The following is a 17,067-nucleotide window of genomic DNA, read 5'->3' on the forward strand; positions in this document are numbered from 1 at the left end:
TGACGGGCCATGCCTTCGGCGAGAGTATTTGTGAAAAGATGAAGCCTGTCAGGCGTGTGGGTCATAGTCGCTCAGACGTTTGCCGGGCTCATCCGCAAAAACCTCGGGCAGGGGTGAGACAGTCTCGATCAGGTCGATGCGAAAGACGCGAAACCCCTGACGCAGTTCGCACCAGGCGGTCAGGGTCCAGACCCGTCCCCAATATTCCATGTGCAACGGGCGTATGATCCGGTCGGTCATAACACCGTCAATTCGGCGATAGGACAATCGCAGCTTTTGCCGTGATTTGATGGCGGCGCGGATCGGCGCCATATGCGCCAATCCGCGTGCCGCGTCGGCAAATGGATAGACGGCGAATTTCCAACTGTCAGCCTCGGCTACGACCTGCGTGGGTAGTACCGCGTCGATCTTGTCGGCCAGCGACTCGGCTGCGGCTTTGAGGTCTGGGTCGGCAGCTTCGGCGACGATGGCCATCCCGAGGTTCAGGGCTTCAAGTTCGGCCGGGGTCAAGTTCAGCGGGGGCAGGGTGATCTGCTCGCGCACCATGTAACCAACGCCGCGCTCGCCCTCGACCGGGACTCCCGAGGCGACCAGAGTGTCCATGTCGCGATAAATCGTACGAACCGACACTTCGAGGCGGTCCGCGATGTCCTGCGCGCGGTGCAGTTTGCCGTCGCGCAGGATCTGGATGATATCGAACAGCCGATCAGTGCGGCGCATGGGATCTCTTGCCGGTCATGACGCCCCGATGGTCCAATGGATCGTATCGTGACGCATGGTCACCGAGTCCGGTGCGATTGCTGCCATGACCGCAGGGGCAAAATCTTGTTGGGGAAAGGCGGTCGCGGCGGCCTGGGCGCAATCCATATCGGTCCAGATGACCGTATCGGTCCACTGCCCGTCCTCACCCGCGCTGAGACGGCGAAAGACAAAGCCTTCGGCGTTCCGAACAAAGGATTCTGTGCGTTTCATGATGGTCACGAACTCCTCCTTGGTTACATCGGTTGCCAGTTTGAAGGTTACGGTTTCTGCGATTTGTGTCACGTGATGCTCCTGTTTGCTGAGACAGGTGCGTTTTATGCCTCCTCAACTGACATAAACCTGTCAGTTGTGTTTTGCCAGCCCTCAAAATCCGCGTGATCCGTTCAAATTTGCTGTGAGAACCGGCGCGACATGCTTTTGCGTTGACGCGCACAGGCGTAAACACACGGGCAGATGACATTCCCGGTGCGGTGCGCCGATTTCAAAGGAGATAAGACATGCTCAACAATATCGGCCTTCCCGGTCTTCTGCTGATCGCCGTTGTGGTGCTGGTGCTGTTTGGCCGCGGTAAAATCAGCTCGTTGATGGGCGAAGTGGGCAAGGGCATCACTTCGTTCAAAAAGGGCGTGAAAGAAGGCGCGGACGAGTTGGAGCAGGACGCAGCCGACGTGGCGAAAGACGTCACGCCTGAGACCGACAAAGACAAGGCCTAAGCGCAGATGTTTGATCTGGGCTGGACCGAGCTTCTGGTCATCGGCATCGTTGCCCTGATTGTTGTCGGGCCAAAGGACCTGCCGGTGCTGTTCCGAAATGTCGGCCGCTGGGTCGGCAAGGCCCGCGGCATGGCGCGCGAATTCAGCAGCGCCATGAACGAGGCAGCGGATCAGGCTGGCGTGAACGAGATCAAGCAAGGTCTGAATGCGGCAACCAACCCTGTGAACACCGCCATGGATGGTGTGAAGAAAGCCGCACAGGACATGGCCACAAGCATCGACCCGACCAAGTTCGATCCCGATAGCGAGACCGGCAAACTGGCGGCAGAACGCGCCGAGCAGGCCAAGAAGATTCAGGCCTCGACCGCCCGCGCAGCAGCCGAGCGCAAGGCCAAGGAAGCTGCGGATGCACTGGCCAAGGCTGAAGAGGCCGAGGCCGCGCTGAATACTGAAAGTAAAACATGACCAAGACCGACGAGATCGAAGACAGCTCAGCCCCGCTGATCGAGCATCTGGCGGAACTGCGCACGCGGCTCATTCACTGCGTTGTGGCGTTCCTGATCGGCATGATCATTTGCTTTACAGTGGCCACGCCGATCTTCAACTTTCTCACCCATCCTTTGTGTGACGTGCTGGCTGAACGCGGACAGGATTGCGATCTGATCTTTATCTCGCCGCAAGAGGGTTTCTTTGTCGCAATCAAGGTCTCACTGCTGGGCGGTTTCATCCTGGCTTTCCCCTATATCGGGATGCAGATGTGGCGGTTCGTGGCACCGGGTCTTTACCGCTCTGAGAAGAACGCGTTCCTGCCGTTCATGGTGGCTTCGCCGTTTATGTTCCTGCTGGGTGCAAGCTTTGCCTTCTACGTCGTCACACCTCTGGCCTATGACTTTTTCCTGGGGTTCCAGCAGTTTGGAGCTGAAGGAGAGGCAGTAACCGAAGGCACAACCGCAGCGCCGCTGAGCGTGGTGTTCCAGGGGTCCGCACAAGAATATCTGAACCTGACGATCAAGTTCATCGTTGCCTTTGGTCTGTGTTTTCAACTGCCCGTGTTGCTGACCCTGATGGGCAAGGCCGGGCTGGTCTCGGCTGAAGGTCTTGGATCTGTCCGCAAGTATGCGGTCGTTGCCATCCTTGTGCTGGCCGCGCTGGTGACACCGCCTGACGTGATCACGCAGATCATCCTGTTTGTCGTGGTCTACGGCCTTTACGAAGTGTCGATCTTCCTGGTCGCACGAGTTGAAAGAAAGCGCGAAAAGCAACTGCGCGCCGACGGCTACTATGATGATGAGGAAGAAGCGGATGAAGAAATCATTCGCGAAGAAGAGGGCAAGTAACCTCTGCGACCCTTGAACATCAGGCGTGCCCCAACGGGCGCGCCTTTTTCATGCCAAGCTCTTGTTGCGCCAGCCGGAACATGGTTTGAACTCCAAAACTCCCGGAGGCACCCATGGACGACCTAGCCCTGAACCGTATCGCTGATGCTCTGGACCGTATGGCTCCGGCCCCTTTGGCCGCGCCGGATTTCGGGGCTGCCCCGGCTTTCGTTTGGCACGTTGAACCTGATCGGCTGGAACCGGTCGCTCAGGTCAATCGCGTCGATCTAGACCTGCTGGTTGGCATCAACCGATCCCGCGATACGTTGCTGGACAACACGCGTCGCTTTGCCGCCGGGTACAAGGCCAACAACGCGCTTTTGTGGGGCGCGCGCGGCATGGGCAAGTCCAGCCTCGTCAAAGCCGTACACGGCACGTTGCAGGCCGACCACCCCGACCTCAAACTGGTGGAACTGCAACGCGAGGATATGGGCTCGGTCGCGCGCCTGCTGAACCATCTGCGCGCCGCGCCGCACCGGTTCATCCTATTCTGCGATGACCTGTCGTTCAGCCACGACGATCAGCACTACAAGTCGCTCAAGGCGGTGCTGGATGGCGGCATCGAAGGCCGGCCCGAGAATGTCGTGTTCTACGCCACCTCAAACCGCCGCCACCTGATGCCGCGGGACATGATCGAAAACGAACGGTCCAGCGCGATCAACCCGTCCGAAGCTGTTGAGGAGAAAGTCTCTCTGTCCGACCGTTTCGGCCTCTGGCTGGGGTTTCACCCGTGCGATCAGGACGAATACCTGGCCATGATTGACCGCTATTGCGCAGCATATGACGTATCCGTCGATGCGGAAACGCTACGCGCCGAAGCCATCGAATGGCAGGCCACACGCGGAGCGCGCTCAGGCCGGGTCGCATGGCAATTCTTCGTTGATCTGGCCGGGCGGAACGGGGTGCATATCGCGTAATCCGCTCGCTTCATCTGGCCAAAAATATCCCCGCCGGAGGCATGGCCCGTCAGGGCCATCCTTTACAGCAGCGCCAGTATGCGCGCGGCCTCGTCCGCGGGGCTGGTCAGCACATCACGATCCTCACCGGGATGGAAACGCGCGCGCACAGCTGTGGGCATAGGCGCGGGTTCTACGACCGAGACACGTGGACCGGTGCGCTCGGTCTCCAACGCCCAGCTGCGCGCCAGCGCCAATTGCGCGGCCTTGGTCGCACCATAGATGCCATAGAATTTCTCACCCGCCTTGGGGTCGTCGAAAAACACCGCATGGCCGCTCTCGCCCAACAGGGGGGCGACGTACGGGATCAGAACAGACGTGGCGGTCGCGTTGATGTTCACGGCCTTTGTCCATTCCTTCGGATCGACGAAATGCACAGGCGTCAGGGCCGAGGCGTGGACCGCAGTGTGCATCCACAGATCAACTTTGCCCCAGCGATCGTGGATCCCGCGACACAGGGTGGCCATGGCGTTCGGGTCCGCGATGTCCATGGGCGCAAGGGTCGCCGCACCGCCTTTGGCTTTGATACGGTCGTCCAGCTCTTCCAGCCCGCCGGTGGTGCGGGCAACGGCGACGATGTGATACTCGGGTGCCAATGCTTCGGCCAGGGCAGCACCCAAACCGCGCGAGGCCCCGGTGATGAGGGCAATTTTGGTCTGATCGGTCATAGGGGCGGTTTGAACCCATGCGCGCAGGGCGTCAAGGCAGTTTAGCTGCCGGGGATTGCGATCCGACGTGTCTGGCCGCTTTGTCGCAGCATGATGCCTTCTTCATCGATGGCGATCACAGTGCCGGACGAGACCCGACTGCCCGGCTTAACCTCTTTGACCCGGCCCGAGGACAGGCGCATAAGGGCCCGCATATTGGCTTTGGGCCCAAAGACACCAAGGACGGAAACGGAATTCTTCTTCAACGCGCCCTTCTGCGTGGCCGCGCTTTTGACGGTGGCGTTCGACATGAAATCCGGCCCGACCAAAGCGGTCCGGCCCCTTGTTTTATGAGTGGTTCGGCACAGGGGCTATCAAACCAGATCCCGGAACAAAAGGGGCGGCGGCAGTGGCGTGCTTCACGCCGGAAGTCGCGCTGTCGAACCCCTTGCGATTGCGGTTTCTTCATCGAAAAGTTGTGCGCGGAAACCAACCGGTGCTGCGCGTTGAATGCCGAAAAAAGACCCGCACCTCTGTTGCGATACGGGTCTGGAACCAAGTTTGATTCGGTGCGTTTTTGTTAGCCAGAGGCCAGTTTGGCCCCGTTCCACGACCCGCCCGGAACTTGCATATCCTGCCGCTTTTTGCTGACCCGGCTGCTGTTTTCCAGACTGTCCAGATACCCTTCGCTGACACTGCCCGTGATGTAGTTGCCGTCAAAGCACGAGCAGTCAAAGGCTTCGATCTCGGGGTTGCCTTCCTTGGCCGACCAGATCAGGTCGTCAAGGTTCTGATAGAACAAGGCATCCGCGCCCAGTTCCTGCCGGATTTCTTCGATCTCTTTGCCATTGGCGATCAGTTCATGCTTGGTGGGCATGTCGATGCCGTAGACGTTCGGAAACTTCACTGGGGGTGAGGCGCTGGCGATGAACACCTTTTTTGCTCCGGCTTCGCGGCACATCTGCACGATCTTCTTGATCGTGTTACCCCGCACGATCGAGTCGTCGATCAGCAGCACGTTATGACCTTTGAACTCCAGGGGTACAGCGTTTAGCTTGCGGCGCACGGATTTCTGTCGCTCTTCCTGGCCGGGCATGATGAAGGTGCGGCCGACATAGCGGTTCTTGACCAGACCTTCGCGATAAGGAATGCCTGTCGCCTTGGCGACCTCAAGCGCGACGGGGCGGGCGCTGTCCGGTACGGGGATGATGCGGTCGATCTCTAGCCCCGCAGCCTCGATCTGGCGGGCCAGCGTCTGCCCCATCCGCATTTGCGTTTTGTAGACTGAAACACCGTCCAACAGCGAGTCCGGACGGGCGAGGTAAACATATTCAAAGATGCACGGGGTCAGCTGCCCTTCGACCGCCTGGAACGTGTGCATGTTGCCGTCCAGATCGATCAGGATGGCCTCACCGGGTTTCACATCGCGCAGCTTTTCAAAGCCGTTGATACCGAAGGCCACATCTTCGGAAGCAAAGGCATAGTCATCGCCTTCACCATCCACATCGCGCTTGGCCACCGACAGAGGGCGAATGCCATAGGGGTCGCGGAACGCCAGCATGCCAACGCCTGCGACCAGACAGATCACCGAATAGGCACCCTGAACCCGTTCCATCGTCATCTTTACACCAGCAAAGATGTTGCGGATCGGCTCGGCATTGCCATTCACCTTGATCGCATCGGCCACTTTGTCGGCCAGCACGTTCAGCAGGATTTCCGAATCCGACGTAGTACGCAGATGGCGGCTATATTTTGCGGTAACTTTCTCACGCTGTTCGGCCGTGTTCGTGATGTTGCCGTTATGGACCAGATAGATTCCATAAGGCGCGTTTACAAAGAACGGCTGCGCCTCGGCCGCGCTGAGCGATCCGGCGGTGGGGTAACGCACATGCCCCATGCCGACCTTACCCAAAAGAGTCTCGGCGTCCTGAGCGTTGAACACATCCTTGACCAGTCCGTTGGCCTTTTTCTCGCGAAAGAACTCACCGTTAAAGGTGACGATCCCCGAGGCGTCCTGACCCCGGTGCTGCAGCATCAGCAGCCCGTCATAGAGCTCCGCAAAGACATCGTGCGTCCTGCTCGCAATCCCCAAAATGCCACACATATACGGGCTCCAATCTCTACGACGTGTTTATTGTGATGAGCTTTGCAGGTCGGGCTGGCTGAAATACTGTAACTGTGCGTGTTGTCGCCCGACCACTTGGCGGTGCACGCGCGCCAGAGCCACAAGGGCGAGCGCGAAAGAAAACAGATACAGCAAGATCGGCGGCTCCGATTCCATGTCAGTTCGGCACTCACATAATGCCTAACTGCGCCTGTGTCATCAAAGGATCACATTTGCAATTTGACGCATGTGTTTTTGACCAAAATGCATTTGAAAACGTGACATGAGCGGTCCGCGTGTGATGTCATAACAAAAGTGACAGGTTTTGCAGTAATGACAAAGGTTCTGGTGGATTTACGCCATGTGGCAACACAAGCAAGGAACAAAAAAGGAAGAACCCGTAAAGCGCCGGTGTCACCGATGCAGGGGTATGGGACGTGCGCCGTGTCCAATCTGTAACGGGGCAGGCGAGGTCATTAAAAGCCGCGACATCCATGGGAAGCCAATCATGGGTCGGTGCGATGGCTGTTTCGGCTTGAAAACAATCCGATGTACGGTGTGCGGAGGTGAGGGGTTTGTCTGACCCCAGGTGGATCGTCGCAAGTTCCTGAACATCGGAGTGAGATGATCTGAACCCACTCAGCGCCCGCAATTGCGGTATGTGGGCCCGACCCTCAACATTCTTGACCCAGTGGCCGATCTACGGACCGAGCAGCATATGACTTAACGGCAAGATTTGACGCGCCGGAAGCATGGACACTCGGCGTGTCTGGATGTAGCGCCAGACAAACCTTTGCCTGGAACCAAAATGACGGAAACGACATATCCAAGCCCTGTCCAGTCGCACCGCCATGCCGACATTGCCGTCCATGCGATCGGGCTGGTGGCGATCCTAACGGCCGGTGGAGTGCTTCTTTATAAATCAATCCTAGGTCTCGAACCAAAGCTGGTTCTTGCGGTCGTGGTTTACGTACTTTGCGCGCTGTCCTCCAATCTGGCATCCGTCGCCTATCACTTTTCCACGTGGCACCACGGGCGCAAACTGATGCGGCGCATTGATCACGCCGCGATCTACCCCAGCATTTCGGGTACTTTCACACCTTTTTTCGTCTTGGCAGGCACGACATGGACGATGACCTTGCTGTGGATTTGCTGGGGGCTGACAGCGGTGGCCGTCTGGAACAAGATCACCAATGAAACGGTCAAGTCACGATGGTCAACCGCCTCCTACCTGGGGCTGGGCGCAATTGGGTTGAGTGCCCTTCCTGACCTCACGAATTTACCTGTTACGACATTGTGGTGCATCTTGGCGGGCTCTGCCGCCTACGTCATTGGAACGGTGTTTTACGCCCAAAAAACTGTGCCTTACCGGTATGCTGTTTGGCATACTTGGGTCAATATTGGCGGAGCGCTGATGTTCGCGGGCATATGGATAGCGCTGTCCACGCAATGGTAGGTTTTCCAGAGGCAAGGAATGACTGCTTCGCAAACGGTTTGTTCGATATTGTAGTGGAGCAATAGGTCTGCTTTGGACTGCAAGCAGACATTCTGTGCAGCATGACTTCGCCCTGCTGCGGTAAAAAAGCCCGGCTGATGCCGGGCTTTTTTCTTATTCCGTTGTGGTAGGTGCTGTTTCCGTTGTGGTCGGTGTTGTCAGCTCTTCCGAAGGTGCCGAACCTTCGGTGCAGCTGGCGACCAGCTCTTCGTACTGGCGTGTCACCCAACCCAAGGCCGCCTCGGGGTTTTGTTCTTCGATCCGATCGCTGAACTGTTCGAACACCTTGGCCGAGCGGCTTTCGTCCACGATCGTATAAGGCTGACCGGTCATCACGGTGTCGTAGACAAAGAACGCGATCGCAACCAGCAGGATGCCGCGTGCAATGCCGAAGAAAAAGCCCAGAGCCTGATCTAGCCCACCCAGCGCCGAGCGCTGAACCAGCGATGAGAACAGGGGGGTAAAGATGCTGACGATAATCAAGGCCACCGCGAAAACGGCGGCAAAGCCCGTAATGACCGAAAGTTCGCAGCTGTCGCGCAGGAAATCTCCGACCACCGGGATCTCTTTCACCAGCGGAACCGCCTGTGGTGCAAAGATGAAGGCCAGCACTGCGGCTGCGACCCAGCCTGCAATGGCCAGAACCTCTCGTAAGAAACCGCGTGAGTAGGCGAGAATGCCTGACACGACGATGATCAGGGCAACGACCCCGTCAATAATTGTAAAACCTTCCATGGCCCTCGCCTGTTCTTTTTCTGCCCCTCAAGGCGCGACTCTAACCTGCTCCGAAGGTTTCGCCAACAAACCCAACCAAATCAGAGGGTCGGGTGAGTGTCAGACCTGCCACAGTACCGGTTTTGCCACCGGCCGGAGCGATTGCCGATGTGAAACCAAGTTTTTGGGCTTCTTTCAACCTGTTTTCGGTCTGCGGGGCGGGTCTAAGTGCCCCAGATAACGAGATTTCTCCGAAAACCACCGTGTCTGCGGGCAGGGCGGTGTCTTCGCGCGCGCTGAGTAACGCTGCGGCAACCGCGAGGTCCGCGGCGGGTTCACCGATTTTGAGCCCTCCGGCGACGTTCAGATAGACGTCGAGCCCTGCAAAGGGGATGCCGCAGCGTGCTTCGAGCACGGCGAGGATCATCGCCAACCGTCCACTGTCCCAGCCCACAACGGTCCGGCGGGGCTGTGAATGGGGCGAAGGGGCGACAAGCGCCTGCAACTCCACCAGAACAGGCCGTGTGCCTTCAATTCCGGCAAAAACGGCCGATCCGGGGCTGGGTGAGCCACGTTCCGACAAAAACAGGGCCGAGGGGTTGGTGACCTGCGCCAGACCCTTGCCGGTCATCTCGAACACGCCGATTTCGTCCGCCGGGCCGAAACGGTTCTTTACAGCGCGCAGGATGCGGAACTGGTGGCCCCGTTCGCCTTCGAAATAAAGCACTGTGTCGACCATATGTTCGACCACGCGCGGGCCGGCGATTTGGCCTTCCTTTGTGACGTGGCCGACCATGATGACCGAGACGCCGTGTCGTTTCGCAAACGTGGTCAATTCATGCGCCGCGGCCCGCACTTGTGACACAGAGCCCGGAGCGCTGTCGACATTGTCGGCCCACATGGTCTGGATCGAGTCGATAATTGCGAGGCCAGGCTTTTCGGCCTCAAGCGTCGTCAGGATGTCGCGCAGATTGGTTTCCGCCGCCAGTTGAACCGGTGCATCCTCGAGCCCCAGGCGCCGGGCGCGCATGCGGACCTGCGCGCTGGCTTCTTCGCCGGAGACATAGATTGTCTTGACGCCAGCACGAGCAAACCGCGCAGCGGCCTGCAACAGCAGTGTTGACTTGCCGATCCCCGGATCGCCTCCGACCAGAAGGGCCGAGGCCGGAACCAGACCGCCACCCAAAACGCGGTCCAACTCTTCTACGCCGCAGAGGGTGCGGGGTGGGGGCGTTTCCTCGGTCGACAGGTCCGTGAGTGAGATGGACTGGCCGCGTTTGCCGCCGAGGGATTTTTTTGCGGGGCCAGCCGAAAGGGGCACGTCTTGCGTGATGGTGTTCCATTCACCGCAGGAATCACACCGCCCGGACCATCGGGTATGCGTTGCGCCACAGGCCGAGCAGGAGAAAGTCGTCTTTGCCATGGCGCAATTCGTGCCCGAGGACGGGCGGTTCTTCAAGCCCTTGCGAGACTTTCATCTCCGCCGGTGGCGCGTCGCGCCCTCGGGCCCGGTGGGCCATCGTGCGCGACGGGCGCTGACGCGCCTATTCTGCAGCGCGGGGCGGGGACATCGCGACAACGCGCGATTTCTTTGGATCGCGCTCGTCGGCGAGCGGTTGCAGTTGGGCCGACAGTTCCGGCAGCAGCTCGAACAGCTCGTCCCGAAGACGGGTTAGTTGCGATTTCGCGATGGTTTCCTCCATCTCGATATCCTGGGTCCACTGGCGCAATTCATGCTGGATGACCTGCGCTTCTTCGATGCGTTGCTGGAACAGCTCAATCTCTTCCTGCCGCTGCTGCAGGAACATCCGGGCGCGGTTCACACGGGCGTCGCCATAGGTCTCGGCCAGTTCGTGGCTGAGATGGCTCATCTGGGCCGCCAGCTCAAGGATCTCGGGCTCCAGCGATTGCAGGTCTGGGTGATGGCGCAGAAAGGCCATTCGTTCCTTGACCGCATCAAACTCGGACGACAGCAGAAACGTATCGCCCCGATCGGCGGCGTGAGCCAGCTGATAGGCTTGTGCCACGTCGTGCATGTTCAGCGAGAACTTACGATGAGACGTTTCAAGGGCCATCATCCTGGCATTTGCGGGCAGGTAGAAGGCCAGCATGAGAATCAGTACGGTCAAACCGATCTGGATGTACATGCCCGCATCGACCACGGGACCAGAGCCGAATCCGGCCTGCATCGATAGCCAGGGCAAGACCCCCAAAGCGGACAGAAGGCACGCACCGACCGAGAAGAGCGCTGCAGTGCATATGAGGAAAAAAGTCAGTCTTAAAAAGGCATTCTGAAATTGCAATGTAATGTTGTGGAGGGCAGTCATGCTAGACGAACTCCTTTGATAACCGGTACAAACCAGCCCAAAGCGGGGAACATCTAAAACACACAGAATGATCCGCTTAGGACCGAAACTACAAATATTTACTGCTCGAAATATAAAGATGATACTCAGATAAGCGTTTTCAATCAATTAGCTCTGAGGATTTCGTGAACTGCGTGTCATTTCGGTAATGTGGCCCAACGCGATCGAGGCCAGAATGCAGGCCGTGAACAGGTACAATCCCCACGCCGTTTCGATGGTCGCGTAGGAGATCCCCTTGGCCAATGTGATGTAGAGCGCGATCAGGAAAATGTCGGCCATCGCCAGTTTGCCGAGGATGTTCAGGGCAGGCTGAACGCGGGCATCCAGCAGGTCCCATTGGATCAGGGCGGTGCCGATGGTTTTGATATACGGCGCGAAGAGGGCGAAGACAGTGACCACCAGCGCCAAGAAGATGTCCGACTTCCACAGCGACTGGAGCCCGGTGATGACGCTGATCTCGCTGAGGCCGAAGATCGGCAGCAGACCCGCGCGCATCAGCGGGGCGAACCATGCGATGGGGTATAGGATCAGAAGGGAGAGGGTGGCGAGGCGGAGGATCATGAAAAAGGGCTACTTTGTGCGATACTCAATATTAGACACTTGAGCTGGAAATGGCTTTCCAAGAGAGACTAAAGTTTAACTGAACAGTCTACTTGAATTGAAATCAAAAAGACTAGAAAAACCAAACAGCAACATGAAAGATCGAGTGTTCAGCATGCCCAGCATTACAGACATATTTCGGTTTTGTCGTGAATGCCCGGGACTGTGAATGTTCTATTTCTTGATAGTGATGGTCGTTTGCGAGATTGTCTTTATCTACTACGTTACTGCGCAACCAGAGTTCTATTTGGACAGCCGATCTAGCGCCATTATACCCGTGGCGGTATGGGTCACTCCGCTGATTGCAATAATCATGTTCGTAAGAGGCGTGGTCGAATTTTCAAAGCGGAAAAAACCGGACCACGACCCACAAGCTTGACGTAGCGCTCCCGCCGATAGGTTTGGAATTACCGCACCGCCTCAATCGGCCCCTCGGCACTGCCACTGATGAATTGCTCAACATAGGGATCGCCCGAGGCGTCCATCTGGCTGACCGGGCCGGTCCATTGGATGACGCCTCCGTGCAGCATAGCGACGTTGTCGGCAATCGCGCGGACAGAGCTCATGTCGTGGGTGATGGTCATTGCTGTGGCGCCCATCTCGGTCACGATTTCGCGGATCAGGTCGTTGATGACGCCGGACATGATCGGGTCCAACCCGGTTGTGGGTTCGTCGAAAAAGATGATCTCAGGCTCGGCGGCGATGGCGCGGGCAAGGCCCACGCGTTTTTGCATCCCGCCGGACAGCTCGGACGGAAAGCGGTCGGCCACGTCGGATTTCAGACCCACGCGGCGCAGTTTCTCAATCGCGATCTCACGCGCATATTCAGCGGGGCGCTTCAATGGCCCGCGCAGCAGACGGAACGAAACGTTCTGCCAGACAGGCAGAGAGTCGAACAACGCAGCACCCTGGAAGAGCATCCCGAAACGGGCCAGAAAGGCATCTCGGTCGCCTTTGGTGGCGTCTTTGCCATCGACATAGATCATGCCGCTGTCGGGTTTAATCAGGCCCAGAATGCACTTCAAAGCCACGGATTTCCCGGTGCCCGAGCCTCCGATGATGACCATTGACGTGCCCTTGGGGATCTCAAGATTCATGCCCTGCAGAACCTGATTGTCGCCAAAAGCTTTCGTTACGTTCTCCATTCTGATCATACCGAGAAGAATACCCCTGTAAGAATGAAGTTGGCGGCCAGGATCATGATCGCGGCGGATTCGACCGAGGATTTGGTGGCCCGACCCACGCCTTGTGCGCCGCGGCCGGAATTCATGCCGTAGTAACAGCCCATGATGGCCGCGATCAGGCCGAAGGCCGCGCCTTTGACCAAAGACGACACGATGTCTTTGGTTTCAAGGAAATTGACGGTGTTCTGCAGATAGGTTGCCGCGTTGAACCCCAGGTTTTCGGTCGCCACCACATAGCCACCGGCGATGCCGATGACGTCTCCGATCCCGACCAGCAGGGGGACGGTGATCAAGGCGGCCAGTACACGCGGGGCGGTCAGATACTTCATCGGGTGGGTCGACAGGGTGACCAGCGCGTCAATCTGCTCGGTCACTTTCATCGTCGCAATCTCAGCAGCAATGGACGAGGTCACACGCGCAGCAATCATCAGGCCAACCAGCACCGGCCCAAGCTCGCGCACCATCCCGATTGCGACGATCTGGGGCACTACGGCCTCGGCGTTGAAACGTGCGCCGCCTGCATAAATCTGCAGTGCCAAGGCACCACCGGTAAAGATGGCGGTTAGACCCACGACCGGCAGGGATAGCCAGCCCACATTCATCAGGGCCACGAAGAACTCGCGCGGGTAGAACGGCGGGCGAAAGATGTGTGAGATCGCGTCCACCGCAAAAATTCCGACCTTGCCGAATGTGGCAAGCAGGGACAGGACAGCGCGGCCCAACCCACCCAGCGCGGCCAAAGGGTTCATTCCACGTAACCTCGGGAATAGCGTGCGCCCAATGAGGTCAGGATCTCATACCCGATTGTGCCCGCCGCTTCGGCCAGATCGTCGACCGTTTGATGGCCGTTCAGAATGCGCAGCCGTTCGGGGTCTTCAGGCAGGTCGGTCACGTCGACAGTGATCAGGTCCATCGAGATGCGCCCGACAACAGGGCAGGGCTTGCCACCTGAAAAGGCGTCGATACCACCGCCAATAGCACGGTGCAGGCCATCGGCATAACCAGCGGCGACTGTTGCAATGCGCGACGGGCGGCGCGCGGTCCAGCTGTTGCCGTATCCGACCGTTTCACCGACCTCGACAGGGCGAACCTGAACAACCGGCAGGTCGGCTGACACGACGGGCTTTGCCTCGGAAAATGGCATGCCGCCATAAAGGCCGACGCCGGGGCGGCAAAAATCAAAGTGGAATTCAGGCCCAAGCAGCGTACCACCTGTGGCGGCCAGCGACCGGGGCGCAGTGGTACCATCGGTCATCTCGCGAAAGGTTTTCAGTTGCTGGCGGTTCATCGGATGATCGGGCTCATCCGAGCAAGCCAGGTGAGACATCACAACAGCAGGGGTCAGCGCCTCGGCCTTCGGGCGCAGTTCGGCCCAATCGGCGGGCTCAAGCCCAAGTCGGTTCATGCCGCTGTCCAACTGGATCCCAAAAGGGTGATCGGGCAGGGCCTGCTGATGGCGCAGGAATTGTTCAGGCGAGTTGATCAGCGGCGTCAGATCGTGATCGCGCAGCAGATCAGTGTCGCCTTCCATATGGCCCGAGAATACGGCAATCATCGGACCGGGGCCGATGGCCTTGCGCACGGCGACGCCTTCTTCGGCGACGGCGACAAAGAACTTGCGAACACCTTCATCGGCCAAGGTCGCAGACACCGGTTCGGCCCCAAGCCCATAGGCGTCGGCCTTGACCACGGCGCCGGTCTCGACTTCGGTTTTTGCATCCAGCGCCCGCCAGTTGCTGGCCAGCGCCTGAAGGTTGATCGTCAAACGTGCGGTACTCATGGCACCGTTCATGACATTGGATCGCGGCAGGTCAAGAGGGGAAGCGACGATTATTGCAAACTTCGGCACGAACATGGGCAAGTTCCGGCCTGTCTTGCAAGCCATTGGCGAAAAAGAGGTTGTGTCCACGCGCGCGAGTATCAAAATTGAGGTTTTACAGATGCCGGACCGACAGGGCGAACGATGAAATTTAGCGCAGAAATCCCGCAGTGGCGCGACTCGCTGCCCAAGCTGTTCCAGCAGGTGTTTTCGGACTCGGAAGGTGAAGATGAGGGCAAAGTGATTGGGGCCCTGGTATCCGATCTGCTATCAAATACGCCCGAGGATGATCTGCAGGCCGCGATTTCCCAAGATGGACCTAAGGTGTTGGGATGTATACTGTTTTCGCGTCTGCGCTTTGAGCAGGATACACGACAGGTTTTTCTGATGTCACCGGTCGCGGTGCGCACAGATCGCCAGAAATCAGGGGTTGGGCAGAAATTGATCAGGTTTGGTCTGGAAGGGTTGCGCAGCGCGAATGTCGACTATGTCGTGACCTACGGCGATCCGGCTTATTATGGCAGATCCGGGTTTGTGCCGATCTCTGAGGATTTCGCTCCGGCCCCAATGCCTCTGAGCCACCCGCACGGGTGGTTGGGACAAGCTCTGACTGAGACCGAGACGGCACCCTTCAAGGGGCCGTCCCATTGTGTCGAAGCTTTCAACAAACCAGAGCTTTGGTAGGGGTTAGTAGCCTTCGATCTCGCCACCCTGCTGCCAGGGTTTGACTAAGTTTCCGAAGCGGGTGAATTGCGCCTCGAACGAGAGCTCAACCGTGCCGATGGGACCGTGACGTTGCTTGCCGACAATAACTTCGGCCTTGCCGTGCAGGCGCTCCATAGCCTGCTTCCACTCTTCCATCTTTTCCAGCTCGTGATCGCCGGGCTTTTCGCGTTCCTTGTAGTATTCCTCGCGGAACACGAACATCACCACATCGGCGTCCTGTTCGATCGAGCCCGATTCCCGCAGGTCGGACAGTTGCGGGCGCTTGTCGTCTCGGCTTTCCACCTGACGTGACAGCTGCGAAAGCGCGATGACAGGAATATTCAGTTCCTTGGCAATGGCTTTCATGCCCATCGAAATCTCGGCGATTTCATTCACCCGGTTGTCGGACATACCACGGCAAAGCTGTAGGTAGTCGATGACCAGCAGGTCCAGCCCGTGCGTCCGTTTCAACCGGCGCGCCCGCGCGGCAAGCTGCGAGATTGGCAGGGCCGGGGTGTCGTCGATGAACAGCGGGCAGGCTTCCAGCTCTTTGGCGGCATCCACGAAGCGGCGGAACTCGGACTCGGTCATGTCACCTTGACGTATCTTATGCGATGAAATCTCCGACGCTTCGGCCAGAACACGGCCCGCAAGCTGCTCGGCGCTCATTTCCAGCGAGAAGAACCCGACCACGCCCCCATCAATTGCGCCCTCAGAACCGTCCGGCTTGGTGCCGCGCTTGTAGGCCTTGGCCACGTTGAACGCGACGTTAGTCGCCAGCGACGTTTTCCCCATCGAGGGGCGACCGGCAAGGATGATTAGGTCGGACGGGTGCAGGCCGCCAAGCTGTTTGTCCAAGTCGGCCAGACCGGTGGAAATCCCCGCCATGCCACCACCGCGCTGGTACGCTTCGTTAGTGACGTTGACGGCTTCTGTGACCGCCTTGAGGAAGGATTGAAATCCTTGTTCGGTCTGGCCCTGCTCGGATAACTGATAAAGCTGTTGCTCGGCCTCGACGATTTGTTCTTTTGGCTCGCTGCTGACATCAACCCGCGCCGCCTTGTCCGAGATGTCGCGGCCCAGCCGGATCAACTCGCGCCGGATGGCGAGGTCATAGATCATCTGGGCGTAGTCATGCACCGCGAACGCACTGATCGAGGCACCGGCCAGTTTGACCAGATAAGCCGGACCACCCAGTTCCTTCAGGCCTTCGTCCTCGGCCATGAAAGATTTCAGCGTAACGGGCGAGGCCAGCGCATTCTTGGCGATGCGATTGGCCGCGACCTCGTAAATGCGGGCATGGACCGGGTCATAGAAATGCTCGGCCCCGATGATCGAAGCGACCCGGTCATACAGATCGTTGTTGGTCAGAATCGCACCCAGAAGCTGCTGTTCAGCCTCAATGGAATGCGGCATGGTTTCGGCGTTCTGAATCTGCGCCGCTGCCTGCTCGATGCTGCTTATCTCGTTCATTTTGTCCCCGCTGCCCGTTCCGAGGTTTTACACGCGATTTGCGCTAACAAGCTATCTGGAAATACCTGTGGTTAAGTTCGGGTAAGGCCTTGGGATAACTTTCCGGATAGTTTGGATACCTGTGCATGCTTCGCTTATTATGTAGGAGTTGAG

General features: G+C 58.3%; 20 protein-coding genes. 7 read left to right on the forward strand and 13 right to left on the reverse strand.

All coding sequences use genetic code 11. From position 1 onward, the window contains the following. Positions 1-48: 48 nt before the first annotated feature. Together J7416_RS03410 and J7416_RS03415 are read right to left on the reverse strand one after the other, a co-directional pair. Positions 49-720 (reverse strand): YafY family protein, encoded by a 672-nt coding sequence (locus J7416_RS03410; protein WP_209223063.1) that lies wholly within the window; start codon positions 718-720, stop codon positions 49-51. A 15-nt stretch (positions 721-735) separates the two neighbouring features. After that, positions 736-1,044: a hypothetical protein gene (locus tag J7416_RS03415; protein ID WP_209223065.1), complete on the reverse strand. Its 309-nt coding sequence runs from the start codon at positions 1,042-1,044 to the stop codon at positions 736-738. A 215-nt stretch (positions 1,045-1,259) separates the two neighbouring features. Between J7416_RS03415 and J7416_RS03420 the strand changes: the two genes are divergently transcribed. The 4 genes from J7416_RS03420 (at position 1,260) to J7416_RS03435 (ending at position 3,768) form a co-directional block, all read left to right on the forward strand. Then, complete coding sequence (locus J7416_RS03420) at positions 1,260-1,475, forward strand: twin-arginine translocase TatA/TatE family subunit (RefSeq protein WP_209223067.1); 216 nt, start codon at positions 1,260-1,262, stop codon at positions 1,473-1,475. Between the two features lie 6 nt (positions 1,476-1,481). Next, the gene (gene tatB / locus J7416_RS03425; RefSeq protein ID WP_209223069.1) at positions 1,482-1,940 is read left to right on the forward strand and encodes a Sec-independent protein translocase protein TatB; all 459 of its coding nucleotides are present in this window, start codon (positions 1,482-1,484) and stop codon (positions 1,938-1,940) included. After that, complete coding sequence (gene tatC / locus J7416_RS03430) at positions 1,937-2,812, forward strand: twin-arginine translocase subunit TatC (RefSeq protein ID WP_209223071.1); 876 nt, start codon at positions 1,937-1,939, stop codon at positions 2,810-2,812. The genes tatB and tatC overlap by 4 nt, the downstream gene beginning before the upstream one ends. A gap of 113 nt (positions 2,813-2,925) precedes the next feature. Beyond that, positions 2,926-3,768, forward strand: a complete 843-nt coding sequence (locus J7416_RS03435) for an ATP-binding protein (RefSeq protein WP_209223073.1) — start codon at positions 2,926-2,928, stop codon at positions 3,766-3,768. 62 nt (positions 3,769-3,830) lie between these two features. On the opposite strand, the gene J7416_RS03440 is transcribed toward J7416_RS03435, so the two are convergent. The 3 genes from J7416_RS03440 to purF all read right to left on the reverse strand — a co-directional run bounded on the left by J7416_RS03440 (position 3,831) and on the right by purF (position 6,558). After that, positions 3,831-4,475 carry an SDR family NAD(P)-dependent oxidoreductase gene (locus J7416_RS03440; RefSeq protein WP_209223075.1) on the reverse strand — a complete coding sequence of 215 codons (645 nt, stop codon included), beginning with the start codon at positions 4,473-4,475 and terminating at the stop codon, positions 3,831-3,833. Positions 4,476-4,516: 41 nt separating this feature from the next. Next, positions 4,517-4,765, reverse strand: coding sequence for a hypothetical protein (locus tag J7416_RS03445; protein ID WP_170424394.1), 249 nt, complete (start codon positions 4,763-4,765; stop codon positions 4,517-4,519). A gap of 269 nt (positions 4,766-5,034) precedes the next feature. Continuing rightward, a complete protein-coding gene (purF, locus tag J7416_RS03450; protein WP_209223078.1) occupies positions 5,035-6,558 on the reverse strand; it encodes an amidophosphoribosyltransferase in 1,524 nt (507 codons plus the stop codon). Between the two features lie 808 nt (positions 6,559-7,366). Between purF and J7416_RS03455 the strand changes: the two genes are divergently transcribed. Continuing rightward, complete coding sequence (locus J7416_RS03455) at positions 7,367-8,014, forward strand: hemolysin III family protein (RefSeq protein ID WP_209223080.1); 648 nt, start codon at positions 7,367-7,369, stop codon at positions 8,012-8,014. A 153-nt stretch (positions 8,015-8,167) separates the two neighbouring features. Here J7416_RS03455 and J7416_RS03460 read toward each other — a convergent pair whose 3' ends face one another. The 7 genes from J7416_RS03460 to alr form a co-directional block, all read right to left on the reverse strand. Further along, positions 8,168-8,788, reverse strand: a complete 621-nt coding sequence (locus J7416_RS03460; protein ID WP_209223082.1) for a CvpA family protein — start codon at positions 8,786-8,788, stop codon at positions 8,168-8,170. Between the two features lie 40 nt (positions 8,789-8,828). Then, positions 8,829-10,190: a DNA repair protein RadA gene (gene radA, locus J7416_RS03465; protein WP_209223084.1), complete on the reverse strand. Its 1,362-nt coding sequence runs from the start codon at positions 10,188-10,190 to the stop codon at positions 8,829-8,831. A gap of 121 nt (positions 10,191-10,311) precedes the next feature. Continuing rightward, positions 10,312-11,094 carry a DNA repair protein gene (locus tag J7416_RS03470; protein ID WP_170424402.1) on the reverse strand — a complete coding sequence of 261 codons (783 nt, stop codon included), beginning with the start codon at positions 11,092-11,094 and terminating at the stop codon, positions 10,312-10,314. A 147-nt stretch (positions 11,095-11,241) separates the two neighbouring features. Further along, positions 11,242-11,694, reverse strand: a complete 453-nt coding sequence (locus tag J7416_RS03475) for a paraquat-inducible protein A (RefSeq protein ID WP_209223086.1) — start codon at positions 11,692-11,694, stop codon at positions 11,242-11,244. Between the two features lie 446 nt (positions 11,695-12,140). Further along, a complete protein-coding gene (locus J7416_RS03480) occupies positions 12,141-12,887 on the reverse strand; it encodes an ATP-binding cassette domain-containing protein (protein ID WP_209223088.1) in 747 nt (248 codons plus the stop codon). Continuing rightward, positions 12,884-13,666: an ABC transporter permease gene (locus tag J7416_RS03485; protein ID WP_209223090.1), complete on the reverse strand. Its 783-nt coding sequence runs from the start codon at positions 13,664-13,666 to the stop codon at positions 12,884-12,886. The genes J7416_RS03480 and J7416_RS03485 overlap by 4 nt, the downstream gene beginning before the upstream one ends. Beyond that, positions 13,663-14,697 carry an alanine racemase gene (alr, locus tag J7416_RS03490; RefSeq protein WP_209223092.1) on the reverse strand — a complete coding sequence of 345 codons (1,035 nt, stop codon included), beginning with the start codon at positions 14,695-14,697 and terminating at the stop codon, positions 13,663-13,665. The genes J7416_RS03485 and alr overlap by 4 nt, the downstream gene beginning before the upstream one ends. Here alr and J7416_RS03495 point away from each other — a divergent pair. Then, the gene (locus tag J7416_RS03495; protein ID WP_209223094.1) at positions 14,696-14,884 is read left to right on the forward strand and encodes a hypothetical protein; all 189 of its coding nucleotides are present in this window, start codon (positions 14,696-14,698) and stop codon (positions 14,882-14,884) included. The two genes, alr and J7416_RS03495, sit on opposite strands and share 2 nt — an antisense overlap. Continuing rightward, positions 14,881-15,420, forward strand: a complete 540-nt coding sequence (locus tag J7416_RS03500; protein WP_209223096.1) for an N-acetyltransferase — start codon at positions 14,881-14,883, stop codon at positions 15,418-15,420. Before J7416_RS03495 ends, J7416_RS03500 begins: the two co-directional genes overlap by 4 nt. 3 nt (positions 15,421-15,423) lie before the next feature. Here the strand turns inward: J7416_RS03500 and J7416_RS03505 are convergent, their stop codons facing one another. Beyond that, complete coding sequence (locus J7416_RS03505) at positions 15,424-16,914, reverse strand: replicative DNA helicase (protein WP_209223098.1); 1,491 nt, start codon at positions 16,912-16,914, stop codon at positions 15,424-15,426. Between the last annotated feature and the right edge of the window lie 153 nt (positions 16,915-17,067).

Origin of the sequence: Ruegeria sp. R14_0 (assembly GCF_017743975.1) — a bacterium.
Taxonomy (GTDB): Bacteria; Pseudomonadota; Alphaproteobacteria; order Rhodobacterales; family Rhodobacteraceae; genus Ruegeria.